Consider the following 24,077-nt stretch of genomic DNA (forward strand, 5'->3'; position numbering starts at 1 on the left):
ATTGTGAACAAAGCCAAGCGACATGAGATTTTTACACGATTACGTGCCGAAAATCCCAATCCAGTGACTGAACTTGAATACGACTCCCCTTTTGAACTATTGATAGCCGTGTTGTTGTCTGCTCAAGCGACGGATGTGAGTGTTAATAAAGCCACACGCAAACTTTTCCCTGTCGCGAATACGCCAGAGAGCATGTACGCACTGGGCGTTGATGGCCTTAAGCAATACATTAAAACCATTGGTTTGTTTAATGCCAAAGCAGAGAATGCAATCAAGACCTGTCAAATGTTGATTGAGAAACATAACAGTGAGGTGCCACAAACTCGTGCTGAGTTAGAAGCGTTACCCGGCGTCGGCCGCAAAACCGCTAACGTCGTGCTGAATACGGCATTTCGCCAAGTCGCCATGGCTGTAGATACACATATTTTTCGTGTTTCAAATCGCACTAAAATTGCACCCGGTAAAAACGTATTAGAAGTGGAAGACAAACTGATTCGCTTTTTACCAAAAGAATTTCTACTCGATGCTCATCACTGGCTCATTTTACATGGGCGTTATATCTGCACCGCAAGAAAGCCAAAGTGTGATGCCTGCATCATTGAAGACCTCTGCGAATTTAAAGAGAAAACGTCTTCCTAGGCTCAAATCAAGTGGATCTAAAATTTCGCTGTGATACCCGCTAGAAACCACTATAATGTCGCGTGATGTAATTTCTGACTCTAACGGATAATGCTGTGACTAAACACTCCTCACCTTATGTTCGCTGCTTCTGGACAGGCACGCTTTACCTTACCAATGGTAAGAGCACTGCCATTCACTGTACGCACATCTCACATAACTTAGTGGAAGTAGAATCCCCATTTGGCCTGATGGGCTCAAAAAAAGTAAAACTAGAGCTGAATGCGATACACGAAGGTAAGCAAGCAACCATCAAAGCGATCTGCATCCCCTCAGCAGATATTTTAAACGAGCACGATAAACACTATATTCAAATGCAGTTTCACTCCATTGCAGAGAAAGAGCGCGCCTTTATCGACACATTTGTAAAAGCGCACAGCTAAAAAAAGGCGCCGAGGCGCCTTTATAAGTTCGTATACCTTGCGTTAAGCTGCGACCATCACGTCTTCAAACAACTTCAACATACGTTCGCCATCCACTTCCATGCAAACTTGAGTCATCGGGACACCATCCCAATGTGGTTCTGGATATTCCATGCCTTGTGGTGCAAAGATGGTCTGCCCTAACGCAATACCTTCACACGCTACACGAATGGCACCCAACTCAATACCAAAGATGCTTGGGTCTAATAGATAGGCAATGGTTGATGCATCATGGAAATAGCAGCCTTCCACACCAAAACGGTCACTGTAAAACTTAATATAAAATTGAGCGCAGTCGTAAAGGAAATTACCCAGCTCTGGGTTCTGGGCTTTGATTCGCTCTAGAATAGTATTGTCTAGCAATACTTGATGAGTCACATCCAGTCCCACCATGGTCACTTGCCAAGGAGCCGTAAACACTTTATCCGCTGCATGAGGGTCGTTGATGATGTTCGCTTCTGCCACAGGTGACACGTTGCCATACTCAACCGCCGTGCCGCCCATCAACACCACTTCATCAACTAAGTTAGCGATCTCTGGATCCAGCTCTAGCGCTTTAGCAAGGTTACCTAACGGCGCTAAGGCAACAATTGTGACTTCACCAGGGTACTTACGCACCTGTTCAACAATAAACTCGGCGGCTGTTTGATCCGAAGCTGTTTTCGTTGGTGCCGGATAATCAATATTACCAAAGCCATCAGCACCGTGAACAAAGTCAGGGAACGGACGCGATGCGATGACTGAAGGAATAGAGACACCACCGACAACCGGCACGTCAACACCAGCAATCTCGGTGAGTATCAGGGCATTTTTTGTCGCAATATCGACAGGGACGTTGCCATAAGTGGTTGTTAGACCCAGCACATCAAGCTCTTTTGCTTGAAAAGCAAAAAATATGGCCATTGCATCATCAATGCCAGGGTCCGTATCAATAATAATTTTACGTGTCATAGGTTCACTCTTATGTGTTCTGGTTCTAATTATGTTGAGCTAAAAAGTCGTTTACTTGATTCATCGTGGGAATGGAGGGTGCCGCTCCCATACGCGTCACACAAATGGCTGAGGCGGCACATGCTTTCGTCATCGCTTGTTGCATTGGTGTCCCTTGGCTCAACTCCGCCAAGCAGAAGCCTATAAACGTATCTCCTGCCGCAGTAGTATCTTTTGCTGACACCACAAAAGCAGGTACTTGAATGTCTTCTTGCGCCGAGAAATAACGCACGCCCTCTTTGCCCAGCGTCATCATGACCGCGATATCTGGGTAATCCTTAGGCAGTTTCTCAGCCGCCGCTTCAATCGTATCCACTTGTGCTAAGTCCATGGCCTCAACTTCGTTAACGATTAACAGGTCAAGATAAGGTAATACCTTACGCGTCAATTCAGCGTCCATCGGTGCAGGATTAAACGCAACCTTAGCGCCTGCCTCTTGAGCTGCTTGCAGCGCCTCCGCTACGAGATTGGTCTCATTTTGCAACAACACCCAATCGCCTTGCTGTAGATTGTCGAGCACACTCTTTATTTGGCGACTTGTCAGCGTATGGTTGGCCCCCGCATGCAGGATGATAGCGTTCTCAGCTTCACCTGTAAGCTGAATGATCGCATGGCCTGTGGTTTCTTCTACCTTAGCGACCCATTCTGTATCAACACCATAGCTTTGTAGCTGCTCAATAATGTGAGTATCACTGCGGCAAATCGCTCCGACATGTTTAACCTTCGCGCCCGCTTTGGCGAGAGCAACCGATTGATTAGCGCCCTTACCTCCCAGTAATTGCTGATAACTGGACGAGCCCATGGTTTCACCTGGACGAACAAAATGGTCAACCTGATAGAGATGGTCAACATTTATTGAGCCGACATTAAATACGGTCATACAACACCTACATGAATTTAATTTTTTAACCAAACGGTCAATCAAAACATTTTTTCACTGCGATTAAAATAGCTGACTTTATGGCATAAAAAAACGCCCATCTTTTACAAGGTGGGCGTTTTTATTATCTGATGACTAGCACAGCGCTAATCACGCAATAGATTATTACTTACGGTCTAGGAATGTACGACCTTTTTGCGCTGCAATACGCATGCGCAAAGCATTTAGCTTGATAAAGCCCGCTGCATCTTTTTGATCGTAGGCACCTGCATCGTCTTCAAACGTTGCAATGGTGCTGTCGAATAGGCTGTATGGAGATTCACGACCTTCAACAATCACGTTACCTTTATACAGTTTCAAACGCACGGTACCCGTTACGAATTCTTGAGAAGCGTCAATCAGTGCTTGCAGCATACGACGCTCTTCAGACCACCAGAAGCCGTTGTAAATCACTTTCGCGTATTTCGGCATGATCTCATCTTTTAGGTGAGCCGCTTCACGGTCTAGCGTGATAGATTCCATCGCACGGTGTGCTTTCAGAAGGATGGTACCACCTGGTGTTTCGTAACAACCACGCGACTTCATACCTACGAAACGGTTTTCAACTAGGTCGTCACGACCGATACCGTTCGCGCCACCAACTTTGTTTAGTGTTTCAAGGATCGTCGCTGGAGACATTGCTTCACCGTTGATAGAAACTGCATCACCTTTTTCAAAGCCAAGCTCGATGATCGTTGCTTCATCTGGTGCTTGCTCTGGCGATACAGACCAACGCCACATATCTTCTTCAGCACCTACCCATGGATCTTCTAGTAAATCACCTTCGTATGAGATGTGCAGAAGGTTAGCATCCATTGAGTATGGTGATTTCTTCTTAGCATTAGAGAAATCTACTGGGATATCATGTTCTTTACAGTAAGCCATAAGCGTTTCACGAGACGTTAGGTCCCATTCACGCCATGGTGCAATCACTTGAACGCCTGGCTTAAGCGCGTAAGCACCTAGCTCGAAACGTACTTGGTCGTTGCCTTTACCTGTTGCGCCGTGAGAAATCGCATCCGCACCTGTTTCGTTAGCAATTTCAATCAAACGCTTAGCGATAAGTGGACGAGCGATAGACGTACCTAGAAGATACTCACCTTCGTATACTGTGTTCGCACGGAACATTGGGAATACGAAATCACGTACGAATTCTTCGCGAAGGTCTTCGATGTAGATTTCTTTAACGCCCAACGCTTGAGCTTTCGCGCGAGCTGGCTCTACTTCTTCGCCCTGACCCAAGTCAGCGGTAAAAGTTACCACTTCACACTGATACTCTTCTTGAAGCCACTTCACGATTACTGAAGTGTCTAGGCCGCCAGAGTAGGCTAGCACTACCTTCTTCACGTCAGACATTATATTCCTTCTCCTCAACGAGACTCAGCACAGCCTCTGAAACGGACTGCGCGCAGTTAAAATAAAATAGGCGGTAAGTGTAAAATTTCGCCCCTTGCTTAGCAAGAGGCGTTCCTGAAAATAGAAAGGATAGTTGCGCTAAACCTTAGTCTTTATGGGCTTGGTTCTGATAGTGACTGCGCATTATTGCTTGAACGCTCTAAACGAATGGTCACACGACGGTTTCGCTCACGTCCATCGTTCTTACGGTTATCCGCCGCGGGGTAGCGCTCACCATGATAACGGGACACAATTTTTTCAGGTGCGATGCCTTTTTTAAGTAGGTACTCGGTCACCCTTTCTGCACGCTCTTTAGACAATTCGCGATTGTCTCGGCGCGAACCAATAATGTCGGTATGACCATCTATATAGATGTATTCAATGGTGGGGTCTGCATCGACATATAACGCGACCAAATCCAGTCGACGCTTAATTCGATCCGTTAACTCTACGCCGTTCGTTGGGAATAACGCGGCGGTACGTGCGATTTGCTCAAAATTAACTGGCAATAAGCTAGCCATGCAGCGCCGAAATTCATCGTAGGCAGGGTTAAAATTAATGTTGCTAAGTGCCACTTCAACACTTTCACGTCCATTCTCCCAAGCAGAACCTGTTACAACAGGGTGACGACCTCGATCAAGAGACGTCAACATTTGCTCGGCGACTTTACCACCCACTTCAACGGTCAATCCATAGCCTGGATAAGGCATGATCTCCAGCGTCTCAGGCGATATTCCCGGTATCCAACTTGGCGCTTGAGAAATAATATACACTTGTCCTGGCCCAATTTTTTCATTTTGCGGATGCAAAACAAACTTCATTGGTTCGCCAGCTTCTTTTATAAACTCACCAATTCCAAAGTGTGGAATGGGGTGAGCCAAAGTACATTCAAAAATATCACCGGACAGGGACCATCTTGACTCTTCTATATCAGATTCATATCGAGTCAACGCATGACTGTTCATAGCCGCTAAAGCGCTGGCCAATAAAAGCATGGTTTTGATTAAAGGTTTCACTATCACGGTTAAGAGTTCTCGTTCTAGACTTAGCATGTATGTTATCATCTTCCGCCAACTACTCATTAATTTTCTGAGCATACGGCAGAATTAAGGATTCTCTTTTGTCTAATCACGAAATCAAAGATCGATTCCGCGGCTTCCTACCTATTGTTATCGACGTCGAAACGGCTGGCTTTAATGCAAAAACAGACGCCCTCCTAGAATTGGCTGCCAGCATCCTGAGAATGGATGAAAATGGCGAGCTTTATATCTATGAAACCATGTCATTTCACATTAAACCCTTTGAAGGCGCTAACCTTGAAAAAGAGGCTTTAGAATTCACTGGGATCGATCCTTTTGCCCCTGATCGTGATGATCTTGCTGAAAAAGAAGCGTTAAGCCAAATGTTCTCAAATGTTCGAAAAGAACTGAAATCGACAGGTTGTAAACGTGCGATTCTAGTGGGACATAATTCTGCTTTTGATCATGGCTTCTTAAATGCGGCCATTGACCGCAACGAGATCAAGCGTAACCCATTTCACCCCTTCTCAAGCTTTGATACTGCGTCACTTTCTGGTTTAGCCTTTGGCCAAACCGTTTTGGCCAAAGCATGTCAAGTAGCAGGCATTGAATTCAGTAACTCTGAAGCCCACTCTGCTGCCTATGACACAGAAAAAACTGCAGAGCTTTTCTGTGAGATCGTCAATCGCTGGAAACGATTAGGAGGCTGGAGCCTTGTCGCTGACAGTGAAGGAGATACGATGGAGTCGTTATTCGGTGCAGCTAACTAGCCCGTACACTACTCACCATAGACGTTCAAATACCGGCCCTAAAGCCAGTATTTGAACAGAATCTTGCGTGTCATGGCGGTACAGAGCCGTATTTTTCAACCAGTTGATGCTGAGCCATCTACATTAAGATAGAACTTTCGTATGACGGGTAAGCGAATTGCATTATTAATCTTTGGGTGGATGTCTCTCATTACAGGCATTGTTGGAATCTTTTTACCCTTGCTTCCAACCACGCCCTTAGTGTTACTTGCTGCGTGGTGCTTCTCAAAGTCATCTGAGCGCTTCCATGAATGGCTACTCAACCACAAATATTTTGGTCCGATTGTCTCGGACTGGCAATCAGACCAAGGAATCCCTAAAAAAGCCCGCAATCGAGCACTCATTTTTATGTGGGCAGGTATGACCCTATCTATGTTCATTGTCTGGCGATTCTGGGCCACCATTGGTCTATGTGTCATAGGTTTAGCTGTCAGCATTCACTTATTGCGCATGCCATTACGCAAAGAGACACCTCCACAATGACGTCAAACAGCCTATAATTGTTTGGCTATCTGAGTATTGTTCGACAATTCATCATTGCTTGCTAAATATTAGACTTACGATCAGATACGCATGCCAGTAGAATCGTTCAGATAGGCTAGCCCTATACACAAGTCAATCAGTAAGGAGTACTCATGACTAACTTGTTTACCTTCATGAAACCATGGCAGAAGAAGACCTTAATCATCTCAACGGCCACATTGGTTGTCTTGTGTAGCACTTGGGCCTTAATTCCATCGATCACAAAATGGGCCGCTAACAAATACCTATCCCAACATGACGCCAACCTAACTGCGGCTGAAATCAATCCCGACCTTTTCCCTATTGGACTGTCTCTTAGCGATGTTGCGATCACGGTTAAAGAGCAACAAACTTTATCCCTTAAGCACTTGAGTATTGGCTTAGACTTTTGGCCATTGTTTACTGGCGCTTTCAATGTAAACCATATCTCCATAGACGGTTTTTCCATGGATGTAGACCAAGTTGAAAATGGTTGGGTTATAGCGGGTATTCCTACAGCCTCGAACGACGCAAGTACACCAGCAGAAGAGCCAGAAAATAACCAAGACTCTGAAGACAACCCTATTGCGCCAACATTTTTTATCCGTAACGCATCTATCAATGATACCTCTATTCGTCTAAACACCTTGGCGGGTGATGATCGTTTTGCCATTACCAGCCTTAGCATTAGTGAGGTGTCACACGATATGTTTAATTGGCGCGGGGTATTTAATTTAGAAGCAACGATTAACGATGGTATCGCTAATATTGAAGGCGACATCTCCGCAGATAAAGAACAAGTAGACGCCAGCATTGATATTGGCAACATTCAATTATCCAGTTCTGATATCAATCACTTTTTACCTCAAAATATTGGCCTATTTTCCGCTTCTGACGTCAGTCTAGAAGGCCAAACTAACGCTACTTATTATTTTAACAACGCACCAAAACTATCTTTTACGTCACCTCTGGTCACGTTAGATACTAAGCAGTTTAGCTTCTCTGACAAGGATCAGAAGGCCTCATGGGCAACTCTTGAAACCAATTTATCCGACGTTTCACTTGAAATGCAAAGCGCATCAGAGCTTAAACTTGCAGCGAATACTGGAATTACATTTACTGGCTTAGCGTTATCGTCTGGCGAACAGTCTCTACAAGCCGATAATGTAGAGTTCTCAAATGATTTGGTGGCGACTAAAAAGGGAAACACTTTAAACATTGAAAAAGGTGACTCCCAACTTACACTGACAAAAGCGAGTGCTAAAAGCGGTGATAATCAAATCAATGTGGCGCAAGCATCTGCCAATCTTTCCAGCTTACTTGCGAAACTGTCGCTACCTGAAGCTACTGGGGATATCGCGGGAACAATCGACCTCAGTACAAACAACCTTTCTGGACAATTAGCAGACAACGGCAAAGCTAATTTAAAGGCATTTCAACTGTCAGCGCCTGTTAAAGTAAGTTTAGCTAAAGACAGTAAAACCGCTGCACTGCAAACCTTTAACCTTTCTATGGATGATGCTGCATTCGAACAAAATGATTTAAAAGCTCAACTGGCCTCCTTTGGCATCGAATTAGCGAACATGGCATTAAGCCAATCAGAAAAAGGCATTAGCATAAAAAGTGACCGTTCCGATCTCGACCTTAAACAAGCTACCGTTACAAGCAAGGACATCACGGGCTCTCTAGGCTCACTCGCTGTTAATTTGAATAACACCTCGGTCCAACAATCTGATGAAAGCTTAAATGTCATCAGTGACGCGGCTATTACTTCACAGACGTTAAATGCGACGCTTCGCAACTTACCTAACGCGCAGCCCGAAACGACCCTTAAATACGATACCTTTGGCTTTAAAAACCAAGTTTCGTGGCAGCAATCTGCCTACAAAAGCGCTCTAAATGCGAAACAAAATTCACTGAATGTGGCCAATCTTTCAGTGGATCAAAACAACACAATGAAAAGCTTGCTGGACAAGATAGAGATCAATAATGATGGCGTAACCGTTTCGTTAAATCAGGGTCAAATGACGGATCTGAAAGCCAATAATAGCCAAGTAGCCTTAGGCAAGCTTAGCGCTAAGCTTCCTGACGGTGGCACTTTGCTTAGCTGGAAAGACATTCAAGTCAGCAGTTCACAAATCGATTTTGACAAGAATGGCCCAGTGGCTATGCTCGAATCGATCACCGTCAACAATTTCGTCGCATCGGAACCAAAGCAAAACTCAGGCTTACCACCACTTGGCAAGTTTGAAAAATTATCAGTTAATAACGTAGACTTTCGAACGCAAGGTGTTCAGGTCGACAGTGTAAAAATTGACAAGTTAATTGCAGGTATCGCCCTTTCAGAATCTCGCGGTGTCGCAAACTTGATACTACCAAGCTCGATGCAGCCAGCCAAAGATGAAACAGCAAACATCGACAGCAAGCCTGTTGAAGCCGAAGCAACGAACAGCAAAAATAGCACAGAAGCCGAAACGCCCTTTTATGTGGTTATCAACACTATAGAGGTATCGGCTGACTCGCAGTTTAGCTTCTCAGATCAGGGCATCACACCTGCCTTAAGTCGTGTGTTAGATATTGAACAACTCACCGTAAAAAATCTAAATACGCGCTCGCAAGGTGAAAAGGCGCATATTTTATTAAAGGCTAAGAATGGTAATTACGCGACAATAGAAAGTGATGTGTCCATTGTGCCAACCGCTGAGCGCCTCACAATGACCGCCAAAGCAAAAATACGAGAAATTGAACTCCCCCCTGTCTCCCCTTATGTTGCGAACGCTTTAGGTTACCGAATTAATTCAGGCCAGTTAAATATGGACCTAGACTTAAAAGCGACCGAAGGTGAACTGGATGGTAATACACACATTGTGTTACGCCAATTTGACTTAGGTGGTCAAAAAAGCAGTAACGCCGTACTCAAGGTAGGCGTGATTCCATTGAACTTAGCTGTGGACACCTTAAAAAATCGTGATGACAACATTATCTTAGACTTACCAATGCGTGGTGACATTTCCAATCCAAGTTTCCAGTGGCAAAACTTTTTCCTTTTACCCATACGACAAGGACTGTATAAAGCCTCTAGCTCCTATTTAATGCAAACTTTTGTTCCATATGCCAATGTAATCACCCTAGTGCAATTTGCTGGTGAGCAGGCGCTTAGATTACGTGTCGAGCCCTTAAAGTTTGAGTATGGAGACAGTGATATTAACGAGTCACAACAAGCATTTTTAGATCAATTAGCCACACTCATGAAAGATCGAAATGGAGCACAACTAAGAGCCTGTGGGTTTGGCGTACCAAAGGACTTGGACGAAGAGACACCACCTGAGACTTTAGACAACGATGATCAGCAAGCACTGTTGAAGCTTGCCAATAAACGAGCCGAGAGCCTAAAAGCTTATTTAGTAGACGCGGATATTAAGTCGTCTCGAATCTTTCTTTGCTCGCCAGACATCGATTCCAGTAAAAAAGGTCAACCTCGAGTAGAACTCAATTTTTAGTGAACAATGAGCAAGCTCTGTACAAATTTGTACAGAGCTCGACAATAACAAGCAACCATCAAAGAACTGATCAAAATCAATTTACCTTGTGGTCAAGAAGCGTAGTCTAGAGTCAAAGAGAACAAACAAGGAGACTTAAAATGCCAATTGAAAACCACAGCTTAGTAAACGAGTTACCAGAGTTTAAAGAACAGATCCACGAGCTAAAATTGAATGATGCGCACTTCCGTCGTTTGTTTGAAGAGTACCATTTCTTAACTCATGAAATTGAAAACATTGAAAAGGAAATTGTGCTTGCTAGCACACTGGAAGAAGAAGAGTTTAAAAAGCGCCGTTTACTGCTCAAAGATACTTTAGCGGATATGTTACGTAAGGCTAAAGACGGGCAGATCACTGAAGCCTAATGTTTAACTAGCTCGATCATTAAAAAGGCCTGCTTTAAACGCAGGCCTTTTTATTGTCTACAGTGTCACATGCGTCGAATTTTGGTCTAACGCCGATTCAATGTGACTGACATATATTAAAAACTGAGGCCTGTATAACCCCCCCTCTAACGCGCCACAGACTCGATTAACGCTATCACTGTCTAATCCATCAAAGGGTTCATCTAAAATTAAGATAGGCGCTTTCCTAAGTAGAATTCTGGCTAAACATAAACGTCGTGCTTGCCCACCAGAAACATCTCGTCCTTGCCCACCGAGTAAAGTATCTAATCCACTAGGTAAAGCTTCTACCCAACCTTTCAACCCTAGCAATTGTAGTACATCGAACAGTTCAGCCTCCGTCGCATCAGGCTTTCCCAGTAGTAAATTAGCTCGTAGACTCTGTTGAAAAATAACAGACTGCTGGGGCAGATAGGCCACCTTCTCTCGCCAACATGAGTTATCGAATAGCAAAACAGTTGAGTTATTAAGCATCACCTCACCACGGTAATCTAAATCACCAGCCAAGGCCGCTAACGTCGTACTTTTACCAGCACCGCTGGCGCCAACGACTTTAATCTGTGCATTGCCACTTATCGTAAAATTCACGCTTGGTAAGGCTGAAGATGCAACATCATTATGGCTACCTGCAAAGTTTCGAACAATCAATGACTCGATAGAAGGCAATGACTTAGACTTATCCGCTGCCTCCAATGCACTGCACTGCAATTGATTTAAGCGCTTCAGGCCAACTTTAGATTGGCCTTGCGCGAGAAATGCGCTGGCAATAGGTTGCATCAGCTCATTTACTCCCAATGTCGCCAACACTAAGGCAACCAACCAAGTCGCTGAAATGGTAGGCGTGATAACAAGGCTTTCATTTTCAACGCTAAGACACATGGCAAACATAACGCCAATCAACAAAAATGTTGTCGTTTGCCCTAGCAACTTAATAAGTGATGTTACACCTTGTAGCCGACCTTGAAGCTTGCGCTGTTTTCCATCCAGTAGCGTTAATCGCTCACTGTAATGTTGCCAATGGCCACGGATGGTCAAGGTAATCAACGCTGAAAACACCGACATAAAACGGCTACGACGGTGCACAGACAACGCCTGCATTCTGTAAACTGATGACATCGCTAAACGGTTCGCAAACCAAGGTAGACAAAGCAACTGCATAGCACTGTAAATGATAATTGGCCACACTAGGGATGCTTCGACCCACGCGCCTAAAGCCAGCAGAGCAACACAACCCAACAAACCATAAACCCATGGCATAACCACAGCCAATGGCCACTTTATGATCTGATCCAAATCGCCAACTAAGCGCTGTAACAAGTCGCCTTTCGTTTGGCGGTGAACCTGATTTAACGGTGTATTAACACGCTGATCCCAAACCCATAATCGCAAACTACGTAGTAGACCTAATAAATGATCGTGAGAGAATACTTGTTCACCGTATCGACCAGCAGTTCGAAGGATAGCCATTAGGCGCACCAAAGCGCCCGGTGTGAAATAGTTAAACGTTAATGCGGTGCCCATTGCACTGGCGAGCCCAGCCGCTGATAAGAACCAACCGGAAACACCCAATAGAGCCACTGCGGCCAAACTGCCGACAATACCAATCAGCAGGGCGACTAACAAACCAAACGGGTTATCCAGTAATAACGATTTAAACGTAAGTAATTGGGGATTACGCTTCGACATACACTCCATCCTCCTTCATCAGCCATTTTTGGTCAGCCCAATTAACAGGATGCGTATCGTGACTAATAATTAAAACGGTTTTACCAAAGCTGACTTCATCCAACGTATTCAGCACTTGCTCTGCCGTATCTGAATCCAAGCCAGAACATGGCTCATCCAGCAGCCACACATCGGCTTGACTGAGCAGAGCCCGCGCAATGGATAAGCGCTGCATTTGCCCACCAGATAGCCCAGTACCCGCTTCATGAATTGGCGTATCCCAACCAAAACGCAAACCACCGACAAAGTCCCAGCACTGTGCTTTGATTAGTGCGTTACGCAGGTCTGCATCATCACACTTCCCAAGACCAAGCTCTAGGTTTTGACGAATCGTACCTTGTATCCATTCAGGCGTTTGTGGCAACCACGCTAAGCGGCGTCGCCATTCATCAAGCATTGATGGACTTAACAACTGACCTTTGATCAAAAGTCGCCCATCAAATTTCTGATCAAAGCCTAATAAGATTGACATTAGACTGGACTTTCCTGCACCCGACGCCCCTCTCAACCAGACACGTTCACCTTGTGAAATGGACGCAGATAAATCAGCAAGCCGCACTCGGCCAGAGGTAGACCAACTGACGTTCTCGAATTCAATCAGCGCACCATTTCCCTTTTTATCAGGCAGCTTGGAAGACGATGTAGCCATAAAGTCAGACGGTTCAGCAGCAAAAATTTCTTGTAGATCGGTCGCGGCCGCTTCTGCCTTTTGCTTAGCATGATAGTCACTGCCTAGCTGGCGTAACGGTAAGTAGAACTCTGGTGCCAGCAGCAACAGATAAAAGGCGGCAAATAAACTTACTGGCGCAATGCCCACTTGCCAAGGCAATTGCTCTAATAACCCCAACCCCAAATACAGGGCGACCATGGCAATGGCCACCGACGAGAACAACTCCAAGGTACCCGTTGAAAGGAAGGCCAAACGAAGAACCCCCATAGTTGTTTTTTGGTACTCACTCGCGGTCAAAGACAAACGTTCGCGAGCACGATCGGTTTGACCTAACCGTTTAAGCTCGGCCATTCCTTGGTTTAAATCCATAAACTGATTCGACAACAATGATAGTACTGTAAACTGCTTACGATTCGCATTGGCGGCTTTATGCCCAACCATCACCATAAAAAAAACGACCAGCGGTGCGGTCAAAGCAAAAATGAAAAAGGCGATCCAAGAAACAGGAATGACGACAATTAAAATTGTCAATGGTATGAAAAGCACCAGAAAAACTTGTGGCACATAACGACTGAAATAATCGTCAAGTGCATCAATCTGCTCATATACTCTGGTAGAAAGGCCGGCATCTTCATCGATCTGTAAACGATTCGGACCAAGATGCGTAAGATGTTCCACCACACGTTTTCGTAAGGAAAAACGAATGGTTCGGCTTGCGGTGGCACAAATTTGCTCGCGCACATACTGCAAAACCGTTTTGAAAAGAAAGGCGGCACCTGCTAGCAAAGCAGCATTGAGGGGAAAACTCCCCTCAAGCACCAGTTCAGCGAATACCTTTGCCAGCCCTAAAGCTTGTATAACAATGGAAAAAGCGATTAAGACACCTAACCATTTCACCATTTGAAAGCGCTTTCTTTGCTGCTGTTGCAGATCAAATAGAAATTGCTGCTCTGATGACTTAACCCGTGTTCGCATGTTTAAACCTTACTAAAAGGCAATGTACCCTTTTATTAAAAACTTATTGTGAGTCCTCAGGAGACTCGCCATCGTAACCAGAAAATTCTAACCACACCGCATTAATAATGCCGAATGAACATGCTAATAGCACGCCTAATACCCATGCAAAATACCACATAGTGACTCCTTATAGCGGGGCAGGTTACCCTGCCCCGCTTCAATCTTAGTAAAGTGAATGCGAGTTTTTAGCGATGTGCTCTTTAGTCAATCGACCAAACATCACAAAGTAACTCCATACGGTGTAGGACAATACAATCGGTACAAAAATACACGCCACGACAAACATGATCATCAGCGTCGTTTCACTTGATGTTGCATCCCACATAGTCAAACTCATACTCGGGAACGTCGAAGACGGCATTAAGAATGGAAACATTGAACCGCCCGCTGTCATAATAATGCCAGCGATACCTAATGAAGACAGAAGGAAAGCTAAGCCACCACGTCCAGCGGCCCCCATTATGCCGGCTAACAACATACCACCTAGACCGATCACAGGAGCCAAGATCAACCATGGCACAGCACTGTAATTCGCTAGCCACGCACCACTTTGTAGCTCTGCTGTTTTCATCAGAGGTGTCATAACTGAATTGCCATCGAATTCACTAGTAATCACGTAGCCATCAATGCCAAATGCTAACCAAATGCCCGCCAGACCGAATAACACAGCGGTCAAAGCGCCGGTAATAAACGTTGACTTACGAACTCTTTCGTACAGATGGCCATCTGTCTTCATAAGTAACCATGCGCCACCTTGTGTTGCCAACATAAGCAAACTCACCAAGCCACACAAGATTGCAAATGGGTTCAGTAAAGCAAAGAAAGAACCTGTGTACGACACTCGAAGATATTCATCAAACTGGAACGGCACACCTTGCAACAGATTACCAAACGCCACACCGAAAATAATAGGCGGCACAGCTGAACCAAAGCCGATGCACCAATCCCAGTTTTTACGCCACTTAGTGCCTTCTAACTTAGAGCGGTAATCGAACCCGATCGGACGAAAGAACAACGCTGCCAGCGTCAAGATCATCGCCATATAAAAGCCTGAGAACGATGTGGCATAAACCACAGGCCAAGCCGCGAATAACGCACCGCCCGCCGTGATAAACCACACTTGGTTACCATCCCAATGAGGCGCAATGGAATTGATCATGATACGGCGTTCAGAATCGTCTTTGGTTATAACGTTCAACAAGCTACCGACACCCATATCAAAGCCGTCAGTAATCGCAAAGCCGATTAGCAGAACCCCCACTAACACCCACCAGATGACTTTTAAAAATTCGTAATCCATCTTACACCTCCCGCGCTTTAAGCTGGTCTGTTTCTTTTTCTAGCGCATAACGGCCAGTATGTAGACTCGATGGGCCCTGTTTCGCAAAACGAATCATTAGATACATTTCAGCGATCAAGAACACAGTATAAAGTGCTGTCATCAATCCCATTGAGAGCCAAATTTGACCCGTTGTAAGATCAGACACCGCCACATGAACAGGAAGAATTTCACCAATCGCCCATGGCTGACGACCATACTCTGCAACAAACCATCCGGTCTCCACGCCAATCCAAGGCAGTGGTAACGACAACATGACCAGCTTTAAGAAGGTACGGCTCTGGCCGATGCGACGACGAGCATTTTGATAAAATGCCACCGCAAACACCAAGAGCATCAACACGCCCGATGCCACCATTAGACGGAACGCGAAAAATAAAGGCGCAACTTTCGGGATTGAATAATCAACCGCCATTTGCAGCTGCTCTTCGGTAACATTATTAATGTCGTCTGCAAAAGCCGTCACGAGTAATCCATAACCCAAATCATCTTTCACTTTATCAAAGTTTTCTTTTACTAACGGATCTTCGTTTCCTTGACGCAGTTGCGCTAATAACTGATTGGCGTATATACCATTGATGATACGCTGACGGTGGTACTCTTTAAGTTCCTTAAGACCAATGACCTCTTCGTCTAAAGAGCGTGTAGCAATCAAGCCCATAAGACCTGGAATCCGAAGTGCATATTCAGTGACTTCTAATTCTTGGTTAGGAAAACCAATAACAGTAAATGGTGCAGGCGCTTCATGTGTTTCCCACTCAGCTTCAACGGCAGCCAGTTTCACACGTTGAACCTCACCCAACTCGTAACCTGATTCATCACCCAATAGAATGACGCTCAAGGTTGCAGCTAGGCCAAATGCTGATGCAATCGCAAAAGAGCGACGTGCAAACGCTAGATCACGGTTTTTAAGTAGGTAGTAACTCGATATAACTAAAACGAAGATCGCACCGGTCACGTAGCCTGCAGAAACCGTGTGTACGAATTTTACTTGAGCGACGGGATTCATCAGTAGCGCGCCAAAATCTACCAGCTCCATACGCATTGTCTGATAATTGAATTCTGAACCAACTGGATTTTGCATCCAACCGTTGGCAATCAAAATCCACAGCGCCGATAAGTTTGAACCTAAAGCTACCAGCCAAGTCACCATCAAGTGCTTCACTTTGCTTAGACGATCCCAACCGAAGAAGAACAAACCAACCAAGGTTGATTCTAGGAAAAAGGCCATTAAGCCTTCAATCGCCAATGGCGCACCGAAGATATCGCCGACATAGTGCGAGAAGTACGACCAGTTAGTCCCGAATTGGAACTCCATCGTCAAACCGGTAGTCACACCTAGAGCAAAGTTGATACCAAACAATTTACCCCAAAAGCGCACCATATCTTTGTAAACCTGTTTGCCAGTAATGACATACACAGATTCCATAATTGCGAGTAAAAAAGAGAGGCCGAGGGTCAGAGGTACAAACAAAAAGTGGTACATAGCCGTTAGCGCAAACTGTAATCGCGAGAGCTCTACAACTGCTTCATTAATCATGATCTTAACCCATGTCTAACGTAATAGAACGGCGGCTTTTTTTCCTAGGCACTGTCCATGCTCTTATTTTGTTCGGTCGCCAACAAATGCCAATCATTCACAATATGTATGGTTGGCATACACGTGAATTATCGATTAGCGCTGCTTATGGGTCATTGCGATAGATCAATAAATGATACTAATAGCTTCACTCATATTAAACTTACACAATCCTTACTTTAATCAAAGATCGCTTATCGCCTTTCAACACAAAGCTGTATAACGCCCATAATGCATCGCACGGGCATATTAGATTCTCTTTATACAATAGAGTCAACGTAAAAAGTAATAAGCTTATATCTATTTCGAATTTACAGTTATTTCATATAACCTACGGCAATGAATACGCTAATCCCACTTTTGCTGACGTTGATTTTTAAGCTGTCCGCGCTGTTTTTTGCCATCCATACGCTTACGTTGTGAGCTTCTAGTGGGTTTGGTTGGTCGACGCACTTTGGCGGGGGTTTTGACTTGGTCGATTAATTCTAATAAACGCGCTAGAGCATCTTCTCGGTTGGCTTCTTGAGTACGAAATTGCTGAGCTTTAATTACCAGAACACCATCTTTCGAAATTCGACTGTCTTTCATTGCCAATAGAGGCTCTTTTATCCGGTCAGGTAAAGATGAGTTGACAATATCAAAGCGTAAATGGATAGCACTGGACACTTTGTTAACGTTTTGCCCTCCCGCCCCTTGTGCTCGAATGGCGGTCATTTCTATTTCATGATCCGGAATTTCAATCGTATTGGATATTGTTAAAGGCATACATTGACTCGTGCTGGTTAATCATTCGCAACAATTGTAACAGGACATGTCGATTGCATATTGCTACTTCGCATCTTTTGACAAGTTCGTTACAATCAGCCCCCTTTTGATTAAAAACTGGAGTCATCAGTGACACTATTCCGTCCGTGTATCGACCTACACCAAGGCAAAGTGAAACAAATTGTAGGCGGTAGCTTGAATGATACTGGCGCTAAAGAGAACTTTATTAGCGAATACGATGCCGCGTATTACGCTAATCTTTATCGTGAACACCAAATTAAAGGTGGTCATGTGATTGCGCTGGGTAAAGACAAACTGAATAAGCTAGAAGCGCTAAGCGCCTTACGCGCCTACCCTAATGGTTTACAGTATGGCGGCGGTGTTACTGTACGAAACGCGGCGGAGTACCTCAAAGCTGGTGCGTCTCATGTGATCGTGACATCTTACCTATTTGAAGATGGGGAATTCTCATGGGATCGTTTAGATCAAATCAAACGAGAAACAGGGACTGAACGCTTGGTTCTAGATTTAAGTTGTCGTCGTGTTGATAACAGTTGGTTTATCGCCACGGATCGCTGGCAGACCATTACTTCAACGGAAGTGAACCTTGAAAACCTTATTGAATTAGCGAATCACTGTGATGAGTTCCTGATTCATGCAGCAGACGTCGAAGGGCTTCAAGCTGGTATTGACGAAGATCTCGTCACACTACTCGGTCAAGGCTGCCCTATTGACGTCACCTACGCTGGCGGCGCACGCTCTCTTGAAGACCTCAAACGTGTACATGCATTATCGAAGGGTGAAGTCGATCTCACCATTGGTAGCGCATTGGATATATTTGGTGGAAAAGGCATTACACTGGACGATTGCATCCAGTGGAATTCGCAACAATAAGCCATCTTCGCAAAAGTCGAGGAAACTTTACGCTTACCTCGACTTGTTAGGCCTCTCGTCACTCGACATCACTCCCCCATTACCGCATACTTGTTAACTATAACTATCCCCATTTTCATCACTAGGAATCATTTCAACCATGAGGATCTTACGTACAGGTTTTGTACTTCTTCCGCTTTTGTTAGCCGCGTGTTCCTTACCGACAAAACCCACCTCCTCTGCCTCATTACCTAGCGAACCGGATACCATTGACAGTTCGCAAAACGTTAACGATGCAGAAGATGTAACCGAGCCGGTTGTCACGAAAGCACTTGAGACGACCCAGTTATCAAAAGAGGAATTGCTGGCCAAATATAAGTCATTACAGACATTAGCCATGCAAAACATCCAAGAACTGGAAACGCGTCTTGGTCATCCATTGAATGAAACAAGCCTTTCTATTCCTTCAACGGATGATGTAGCGATGCTAAAAAGTAAAGTCGCTGAGCTATCGTCTTATACGAATAATCTGACTAGTCAGATTGTCGAGCTTGATAAACGTGTTGAACAACGCCGTGAGTCACCAAGTAAAGGTGATTTACTGCAAGTTCACTTGTCTAATCTTGAAGTAACAGAACCGACTTCATTCAATGCCCAGCCTCTTGTTGGCAACTGGATTCGAGGAGAATCCAGGGTGGTTCGTTTAAAGGAAAATTTCCTAATGGAAAACTCAACATCTGAGCCTTTAAATATGACCTTTACGGAGACCTATCAGATTATTATTAATGATAAATTGATCGGTACATTTGGTCCAAATCGCAGTATATATGAGCTAGAGTTCGATGCTCCAACCGTTGATAATAACGGTAAAATTGTTGGCAGCCTGAAAATTCGCATCCCGCAATAAAACGATCTAGAAGACCGCTACTCTTGGCGGTCTTCTATTTTGTTTCTAGCTTTATCCAACTTAACTGGGACCATCACAGATAATGATTTAGGAATCATTTCAACGTGAAGCTCATCCGCCTCTCGATTTTCACCGTCTAATACATATGAAATCGTTTCGTCAGACGTCAACACCACTCGATAAGCCGTATCATGATGAATTCCTTCGTAATCGTGATCTTCCAGTCGACTGGTCAATCCATGCCCTACCAACTCTAACAAGTTGAGTATCTGTGGTCGATCTGGTGATAGCCATGTTAAGTCCATGACACCATCGGTAATATCAGGCGCACCACGACCTTGTGCTAGTAAAGTAGTAATCGGCGCGGCATTGGCAATGGTCAAACTGGGGGTATCCACCGTTATCACTGGTTGATCATCCAACTGTAGCTGATATTTTGTACTTTTATTATCTCCCACTGCTTCAGACAGGCCTTGCAGATACGCAAACTGCCCGCTGGTGTTCTTTTTTTCTCGGTCGGCTTTTTCAATCATTTGTTGCTCGAAACCAACACCACACAACATGAGCATCACCTCGTCGTTACAACGAGCCGTATCAATTCGGCTTTCAATGCCTTCAATTATCGCTAAGCAAGCTGTATTAACTGGGTTTAATTTGACCCCAACACCACATAACGCGTAACTAAGCGCATTAGCGGTACCCAATGGAATGATCCCGAGCTTTACAGGAGTATTCACCAATTCTTGCGCGACTTCGGCCACAGTGCCATCTCCGCCACAAGCGATGACTAAATCAGGTTTATTCACTACGGCTTTCTGTGCCCAGTAACTGCCGTTATGCTCTTTTGAAGTGGTTCGAATGGTTAGGTCATAGTACGGAGAAAGAAGTTCGAGAATTTGATCTTTACTCTCCTGCCATTGACGCGTACCGGCAACAGGATTGGCAATCAACCAAGCACTGTTACGAACCACTAGCTGCTTCTGGTGGTGCATCTTAGTAATGACATGGAGTTGGCGTTTGTTCAAATGAGCACTTGGACGGATGCCTTTAATGTGTTTAATGATAGCCGCTGGGGTTTTATCGGGATGTTGACTTAATAAATAAGCCACTAACATGAAAACGGAGCGACCTCGACCTAGTGCACAATGCACAACCACACTGCGGCCGTCCTTTCGGTGCGTATGAATCCAGTTAAGCGCTCGCTTTACCTGAATTTCAGTAGGGACTGAGTGATCAAGAATGGGCACATTTAAATAATCAATGTCTTCCCCTAATAACGTCCAATTCAATGAATCGAATTCCGCTGTTACGTCAAGCACCGCGCAAATATCATTACTTTTTAGAAAGTGAATATCGGAAGGAAATAAGCGACGGGCGAGGAATAGACCAGGCTCAATTTCTTGAATCGCAGGCACTTTATCTTGGCTTCGAGCAATAGCATTGTATAACTGTGTTGCCCACAAAAATGGCCATAACGTCCATCGTATGGCCATAGGTATCGTACCGTTTGCACGCTTTCGAAATATCGTTGGCTTGTTCAAAATGTACGCTAAGCTTACGACAAAAAACGACAACGCTGCCCATACCCATGCGCTACGAAAGTACAAATCTGCTGTCGTAGCACTTAACACGACAAAACCGAGCGCCAACAACAAATAGACATTTGTTTGTAACAACATATTTATTCTCCCTACCCACATAAACCTAAATGCTTGTTTATCACGCTTTTTTTGATGCTCCCTTAAGCTACATTAACGGTTACGCCTTAATAGGTAAATCTATGCAGAAGATATGCCCATTTTTATCCTTGAGATTGCACACTTAGAAAGCGTTAAAAACACTAAAAATACATTTGTACTGGTCAAACACTGTGCTAATCTCGAATTTGTTGGCTGTTTGTTACTGCACTATCTATAACCATAGCCAATTGCTCACGGGAAAAGCGACTTTTTGCATTCTAGTGGCTTTTCTTTATTTTGTACGTTGGTGCTTTTGCGCCTGGAGTTATCTTAATGGATGCATCGATCTCAATGTTTGATCTAGGATGGCAAACCTACTTCCAACAGCAATTGTCATTGGATGACCTTGAAACACATAACATTGCACGTGTTTGCCAAGTGGAACCCTCGCAATACAAATTGCTGTCCGAATGTGGACTGCTTACCTTGACCAAACAATCACACCAACCAGAAATGACCATTGGTGACTGGGTTGTTGTAAACAAGGAAAACCACTTTGTTCGCAAGCTCGACCGCAGCGCCCTGTTCAATCAAGGCGAACATTTAATCGCCTCTAACGTCGACACTGTATTAATCGTCAGTGCCTTAGACGACACGTTTAATTTGGATTTAATTAAGCGCTATTACGACTTAGTTCATGATGCCGAAGCAGATGCCATTGTGGTACTTACCAAAGCAGATTTGTGTGACTCTGTTGATGAAAAGCGCGACCTGGTTCAACGATTGAATCCACTTCTCATGATTGAAACCGTTAATACAAAATCAGCAGAGCCATTAGACGCTCTGAAAGGTTTTTTCAAGCCAGGTAAAACGATTGCGATTTTAGGCGCGCCTGGCGCAGGTAAATCACGTCTAGTCCGAAGCCTAGTTGATCTTGATGAGCCTGAAACTCAGTTTTCTGAGCCGCAAGAATCGCTCTTCAGACTGCCGAATGGTGCGGTATTACTTGACTCGCCAGCACTACGTGAATTGCAAGCCAATGCGGCAATGAGTGCAGAGTCTGATTTTGAACTGGTAGCTAAGATCGCTGAGAAGTGCCGCTTTAATGATTGCACTCATACGAATGAGCCTGGCTGCGCGATATTGCAAGCGGTCGAGCAAGGCAACTTAGAAGAGTATCGAGTAAAGGCTTATAAGCGCGCCACGTTCTCCTACACAGATGAAGTAACGACTAAGCAGAAAACTCAGCGTCATGCTCACTCTGACGCCCGAGCTAGAAAGCATAGCCTAGCGGACTAAAGTAAACTCAGATTCACTGTGGCTGCTTACCATAAAAAAACCGGCTTCATTTCGAAGCCGGTTTTTTTGATTCTAAAGCTGTTTCTACAAAAGATCTTTCGCGTCCATCATCTCTGTCCAAGAAGCGATTGCTTTATTGAACTCCGCTCGCTCATCTTTTGGAATAGCTTGCATCGTTGGGATTTTAGCCCGCATTGGGTTAACCGGGCGTTTATTTACATGCAGTTCATAATGTAAATGTGGTCCAGTAACTCGCCCTGTCGAGCCAGATAAAGCGATGACTTGTCCGCGCTTAACACGTTGCCCTTTACGCACTAATATCTTACTCAAATGTAAAAAACGCGTGCTGTATTTGCCGATATTGTCTATGTCGATATAACGACCCGCATAACGATGATTTGCTGTTCGAGTCACTATGCCATCTCCAGTCGCTAACACCTTAGTACCACTTGGTGTCGCTAAATCAGTACCATTATGAGGCGACGCGCGCCCTGTTACTGGATGCTTACGATTCGGGTTAAAGCCAGAGCTGATCCGGTACTTCACTGCTGTTGGCCAACGTCGTAAGGCTGACGTTAGACTATTGCCCTCTTCATCATAAAAACGTCCGTCAGAACTATTTAAGAAGGCTTGGTAATATTGACCACGAACCTTGATACGAACGGCTTCAACCTGCTCACTACCAACTTCTTCACCGTCAACGTCACCTTGCTTCAGCACCACATCAAACGGATCACCTGCACGAATATCTCGACGAAAATCTAAGCGATTTTTGAGCAAATCACTGATGATCATAATGTTAGCATCAGAGAGGCCGGCACGTTTAGCGGACACATAAAACGTACCTTCAACATTGCCATGCTTGGCAAACTGACTCCAAGTGATTGGCTTGCGCTCTTCCTTGTAAACAAAGCCACCATTTTCATGTTTTACATAAGCAATGGTTCGGCTCGGGTCGATACGACGGGAGATTCGAACTAACTGATCTTGATCATTTGTCTGAAACCGTAAGCGATCCCCTACTTGAAGGGGCTCTAATACCAAATATTCTTGATCCGCTTCTAAAACATCGTAAAGCGTACCAATGGTAAATCCATAGCGCTGAAAAATCCCTTCTAGCGTGTCTCCAGACTTGATTATATGTTCTACAAGACGCGGTTTAGGAAGTGACTGAGTAACTTGATCTACAACGGTCTGATCTTCATTCTGACGTACACCAATAGACTCAGGCGGAGCCAAAGAATCTAAGGATGGCGGCGGCGGAGCATTCGGCGTTTGTGTTTTTATCGGCGCTAACGAGATGCGACTATTAGGTAAGGCATCATAATTTTCAGCGCGTTGGTCATCCTCGACCATGGCCTCATAAATCATCAAAAGCAAGACAAAGACTGATACCAAGACCAGTGCCCATAAGCGAGGGCCACTTGGCAGCCAGCGGGGTTTCCTTTTCGGTTGAACCATAGAGAGTAAACTTCTTTCCGTGGCAGCTCTCTGCTGCCGTCTTAATATATAAAATGCCTAAAAATACAGGCATTCTATCAGTAGTTG

Annotated in this window: 21 protein-coding genes; 9 read left to right on the plus strand and 12 right to left on the minus strand. The window is 44.7% G+C overall.

Annotation, left to right across the window (positions count from 1 at the left end; genetic code table 11):
• Positions 1 to 3 precede the first annotated feature (3 nt).
• Positions 4 to 639, plus strand: a complete 636-nt coding sequence (gene nth / locus ACPUEK_RS15580; RefSeq protein WP_425641362.1) for an endonuclease III — start codon at positions 4 to 6, stop codon at positions 637 to 639.
• Between the two features lie 95 nt (positions 640 to 734).
• Positions 735 to 1,061: a hypothetical protein gene (locus ACPUEK_RS15585; RefSeq protein WP_067218292.1), complete on the plus strand. Its 327-nt coding sequence runs from the start codon at positions 735 to 737 to the stop codon at positions 1,059 to 1,061.
• 42 nt (positions 1,062 to 1,103) lie between these two features.
• Here the strand turns inward: ACPUEK_RS15585 and ACPUEK_RS15590 are convergent, their stop codons facing one another.
• The 4 genes from ACPUEK_RS15590 to ACPUEK_RS15605 all read right to left on the minus strand — a co-directional run bounded on the left by ACPUEK_RS15590 (position 1,104) and on the right by ACPUEK_RS15605 (position 5,456).
• On the minus strand, positions 1,104 to 2,051 hold the full coding sequence (locus ACPUEK_RS15590; RefSeq protein ID WP_425641363.1) for a nucleoside hydrolase: 948 nt from the start codon (positions 2,049 to 2,051) through the stop codon (positions 1,104 to 1,106).
• Positions 2,052 to 2,076: 25 nt separating this feature from the next.
• Positions 2,077 to 2,970 carry a ribokinase gene (locus tag ACPUEK_RS15595; RefSeq protein WP_425641364.1) on the minus strand — a complete coding sequence of 298 codons (894 nt, stop codon included), beginning with the start codon at positions 2,968 to 2,970 and terminating at the stop codon, positions 2,077 to 2,079.
• Between the two features lie 165 nt (positions 2,971 to 3,135).
• A complete protein-coding gene (locus ACPUEK_RS15600; RefSeq protein WP_067036576.1) occupies positions 3,136 to 4,365 on the minus strand; it encodes an argininosuccinate synthase in 1,230 nt (409 codons plus the stop codon).
• Between the two features lie 152 nt (positions 4,366 to 4,517).
• Positions 4,518 to 5,456, minus strand: coding sequence for a flagellar protein MotY (locus tag ACPUEK_RS15605; protein ID WP_231872571.1), 939 nt, complete (start codon positions 5,454 to 5,456; stop codon positions 4,518 to 4,520).
• Positions 5,457 to 5,524: 68 nt separating this feature from the next.
• Here ACPUEK_RS15605 and rnt point away from each other — a divergent pair, with 68 nt between their 5' ends.
• The 4 genes from rnt (at position 5,525) to ACPUEK_RS15625 (ending at position 10,637) form a co-directional block, all read left to right on the plus strand.
• The gene (rnt, locus tag ACPUEK_RS15610) at positions 5,525 to 6,193 is read left to right on the plus strand and encodes a ribonuclease T (RefSeq protein WP_067036573.1); all 669 of its coding nucleotides are present in this window, start codon (positions 5,525 to 5,527) and stop codon (positions 6,191 to 6,193) included.
• A gap of 141 nt (positions 6,194 to 6,334) precedes the next feature.
• On the plus strand, positions 6,335 to 6,715 hold the full coding sequence (locus tag ACPUEK_RS15615) for a YbaN family protein (protein WP_067036572.1): 381 nt from the start codon (positions 6,335 to 6,337) through the stop codon (positions 6,713 to 6,715).
• Between the two features lie 152 nt (positions 6,716 to 6,867).
• On the plus strand, positions 6,868 to 10,233 hold the full coding sequence (locus ACPUEK_RS15620) for a DUF748 domain-containing protein (protein ID WP_425641365.1): 3,366 nt from the start codon (positions 6,868 to 6,870) through the stop codon (positions 10,231 to 10,233).
• A gap of 140 nt (positions 10,234 to 10,373) precedes the next feature.
• Positions 10,374 to 10,637 carry a YdcH family protein gene (locus ACPUEK_RS15625; RefSeq protein WP_067036566.1) on the plus strand — a complete coding sequence of 88 codons (264 nt, stop codon included), beginning with the start codon at positions 10,374 to 10,376 and terminating at the stop codon, positions 10,635 to 10,637.
• A 57-nt stretch (positions 10,638 to 10,694) separates the two neighbouring features.
• Here the strand turns inward: ACPUEK_RS15625 and ACPUEK_RS15630 are convergent, their stop codons facing one another.
• From ACPUEK_RS15630 to arfB, 6 genes are all read right to left on the minus strand, one after another.
• On the minus strand, positions 10,695 to 12,362 hold the full coding sequence (locus tag ACPUEK_RS15630) for an amino acid ABC transporter ATP-binding/permease protein (protein WP_425641367.1): 1,668 nt from the start codon (positions 12,360 to 12,362) through the stop codon (positions 10,695 to 10,697).
• On the minus strand, positions 12,349 to 14,046 hold the full coding sequence (gene cydD, locus ACPUEK_RS15635) for a thiol reductant ABC exporter subunit CydD (RefSeq protein WP_425641368.1): 1,698 nt from the start codon (positions 14,044 to 14,046) through the stop codon (positions 12,349 to 12,351). Before cydD ends, ACPUEK_RS15630 begins: the two co-directional genes overlap by 14 nt.
• Before the next feature lie 43 nt (positions 14,047 to 14,089).
• Complete coding sequence (gene cydX / locus ACPUEK_RS15640; protein ID WP_067098109.1) at positions 14,090 to 14,206, minus strand: cytochrome bd-I oxidase subunit CydX; 117 nt, start codon at positions 14,204 to 14,206, stop codon at positions 14,090 to 14,092.
• Positions 14,207 to 14,251: 45 nt separating this feature from the next.
• Positions 14,252 to 15,388: a cytochrome d ubiquinol oxidase subunit II gene (gene cydB / locus ACPUEK_RS15645; protein ID WP_067036557.1), complete on the minus strand. Its 1,137-nt coding sequence runs from the start codon at positions 15,386 to 15,388 to the stop codon at positions 14,252 to 14,254.
• Position 15,389: 1 nt separating this feature from the next.
• Complete coding sequence (locus tag ACPUEK_RS15650) at positions 15,390 to 16,967, minus strand: cytochrome ubiquinol oxidase subunit I (RefSeq protein ID WP_417503940.1); 1,578 nt, start codon at positions 16,965 to 16,967, stop codon at positions 15,390 to 15,392.
• A 387-nt stretch (positions 16,968 to 17,354) separates the two neighbouring features.
• Positions 17,355 to 17,771 carry an alternative ribosome rescue aminoacyl-tRNA hydrolase ArfB gene (gene arfB, locus ACPUEK_RS15655; protein WP_425641369.1) on the minus strand — a complete coding sequence of 139 codons (417 nt, stop codon included), beginning with the start codon at positions 17,769 to 17,771 and terminating at the stop codon, positions 17,355 to 17,357.
• A 129-nt stretch (positions 17,772 to 17,900) separates the two neighbouring features.
• On the opposite strand from arfB, the gene hisA reads away from it, so the two are divergent.
• A complete protein-coding gene (gene hisA, locus ACPUEK_RS15660) occupies positions 17,901 to 18,665 on the plus strand; it encodes a phosphoribosylformimino-5-aminoimidazole carboxamide ribotide isomerase (protein ID WP_067218269.1) in 765 nt (254 codons plus the stop codon).
• Between the two features lie 139 nt (positions 18,666 to 18,804).
• Positions 18,805 to 19,551, plus strand: coding sequence for a hypothetical protein (locus tag ACPUEK_RS15665; protein ID WP_067036544.1), 747 nt, complete (start codon positions 18,805 to 18,807; stop codon positions 19,549 to 19,551).
• Positions 19,552 to 19,568: 17 nt separating this feature from the next.
• Here the strand turns inward: ACPUEK_RS15665 and ACPUEK_RS15670 are convergent, their stop codons facing one another.
• Positions 19,569 to 21,230, minus strand: a complete 1,662-nt coding sequence (locus ACPUEK_RS15670) for a diacylglycerol kinase family protein (RefSeq protein ID WP_425641370.1) — start codon at positions 21,228 to 21,230, stop codon at positions 19,569 to 19,571.
• A 333-nt stretch (positions 21,231 to 21,563) separates the two neighbouring features.
• Here ACPUEK_RS15670 and rsgA point away from each other — a divergent pair, with 333 nt between their 5' ends.
• Positions 21,564 to 22,529 carry a GTPase RsgA gene (rsgA, locus tag ACPUEK_RS15675; RefSeq protein WP_067218262.1) on the plus strand — a complete coding sequence of 322 codons (966 nt, stop codon included), beginning with the start codon at positions 21,564 to 21,566 and terminating at the stop codon, positions 22,527 to 22,529.
• An 84-nt stretch (positions 22,530 to 22,613) separates the two neighbouring features.
• Here rsgA and ACPUEK_RS15680 read toward each other — a convergent pair whose 3' ends face one another.
• Positions 22,614 to 23,990 carry a peptidoglycan DD-metalloendopeptidase family protein gene (locus ACPUEK_RS15680; protein WP_067218259.1) on the minus strand — a complete coding sequence of 459 codons (1,377 nt, stop codon included), beginning with the start codon at positions 23,988 to 23,990 and terminating at the stop codon, positions 22,614 to 22,616.
• Positions 23,991 to 24,077 lie beyond the last annotated feature (87 nt).

The organism is Marinomonas gallaica (genome assembly GCF_049821165.1).
In the GTDB taxonomy this organism is placed as follows: domain Bacteria; phylum Pseudomonadota; class Gammaproteobacteria; order Pseudomonadales; family Marinomonadaceae; genus Marinomonas; species Marinomonas gallaica.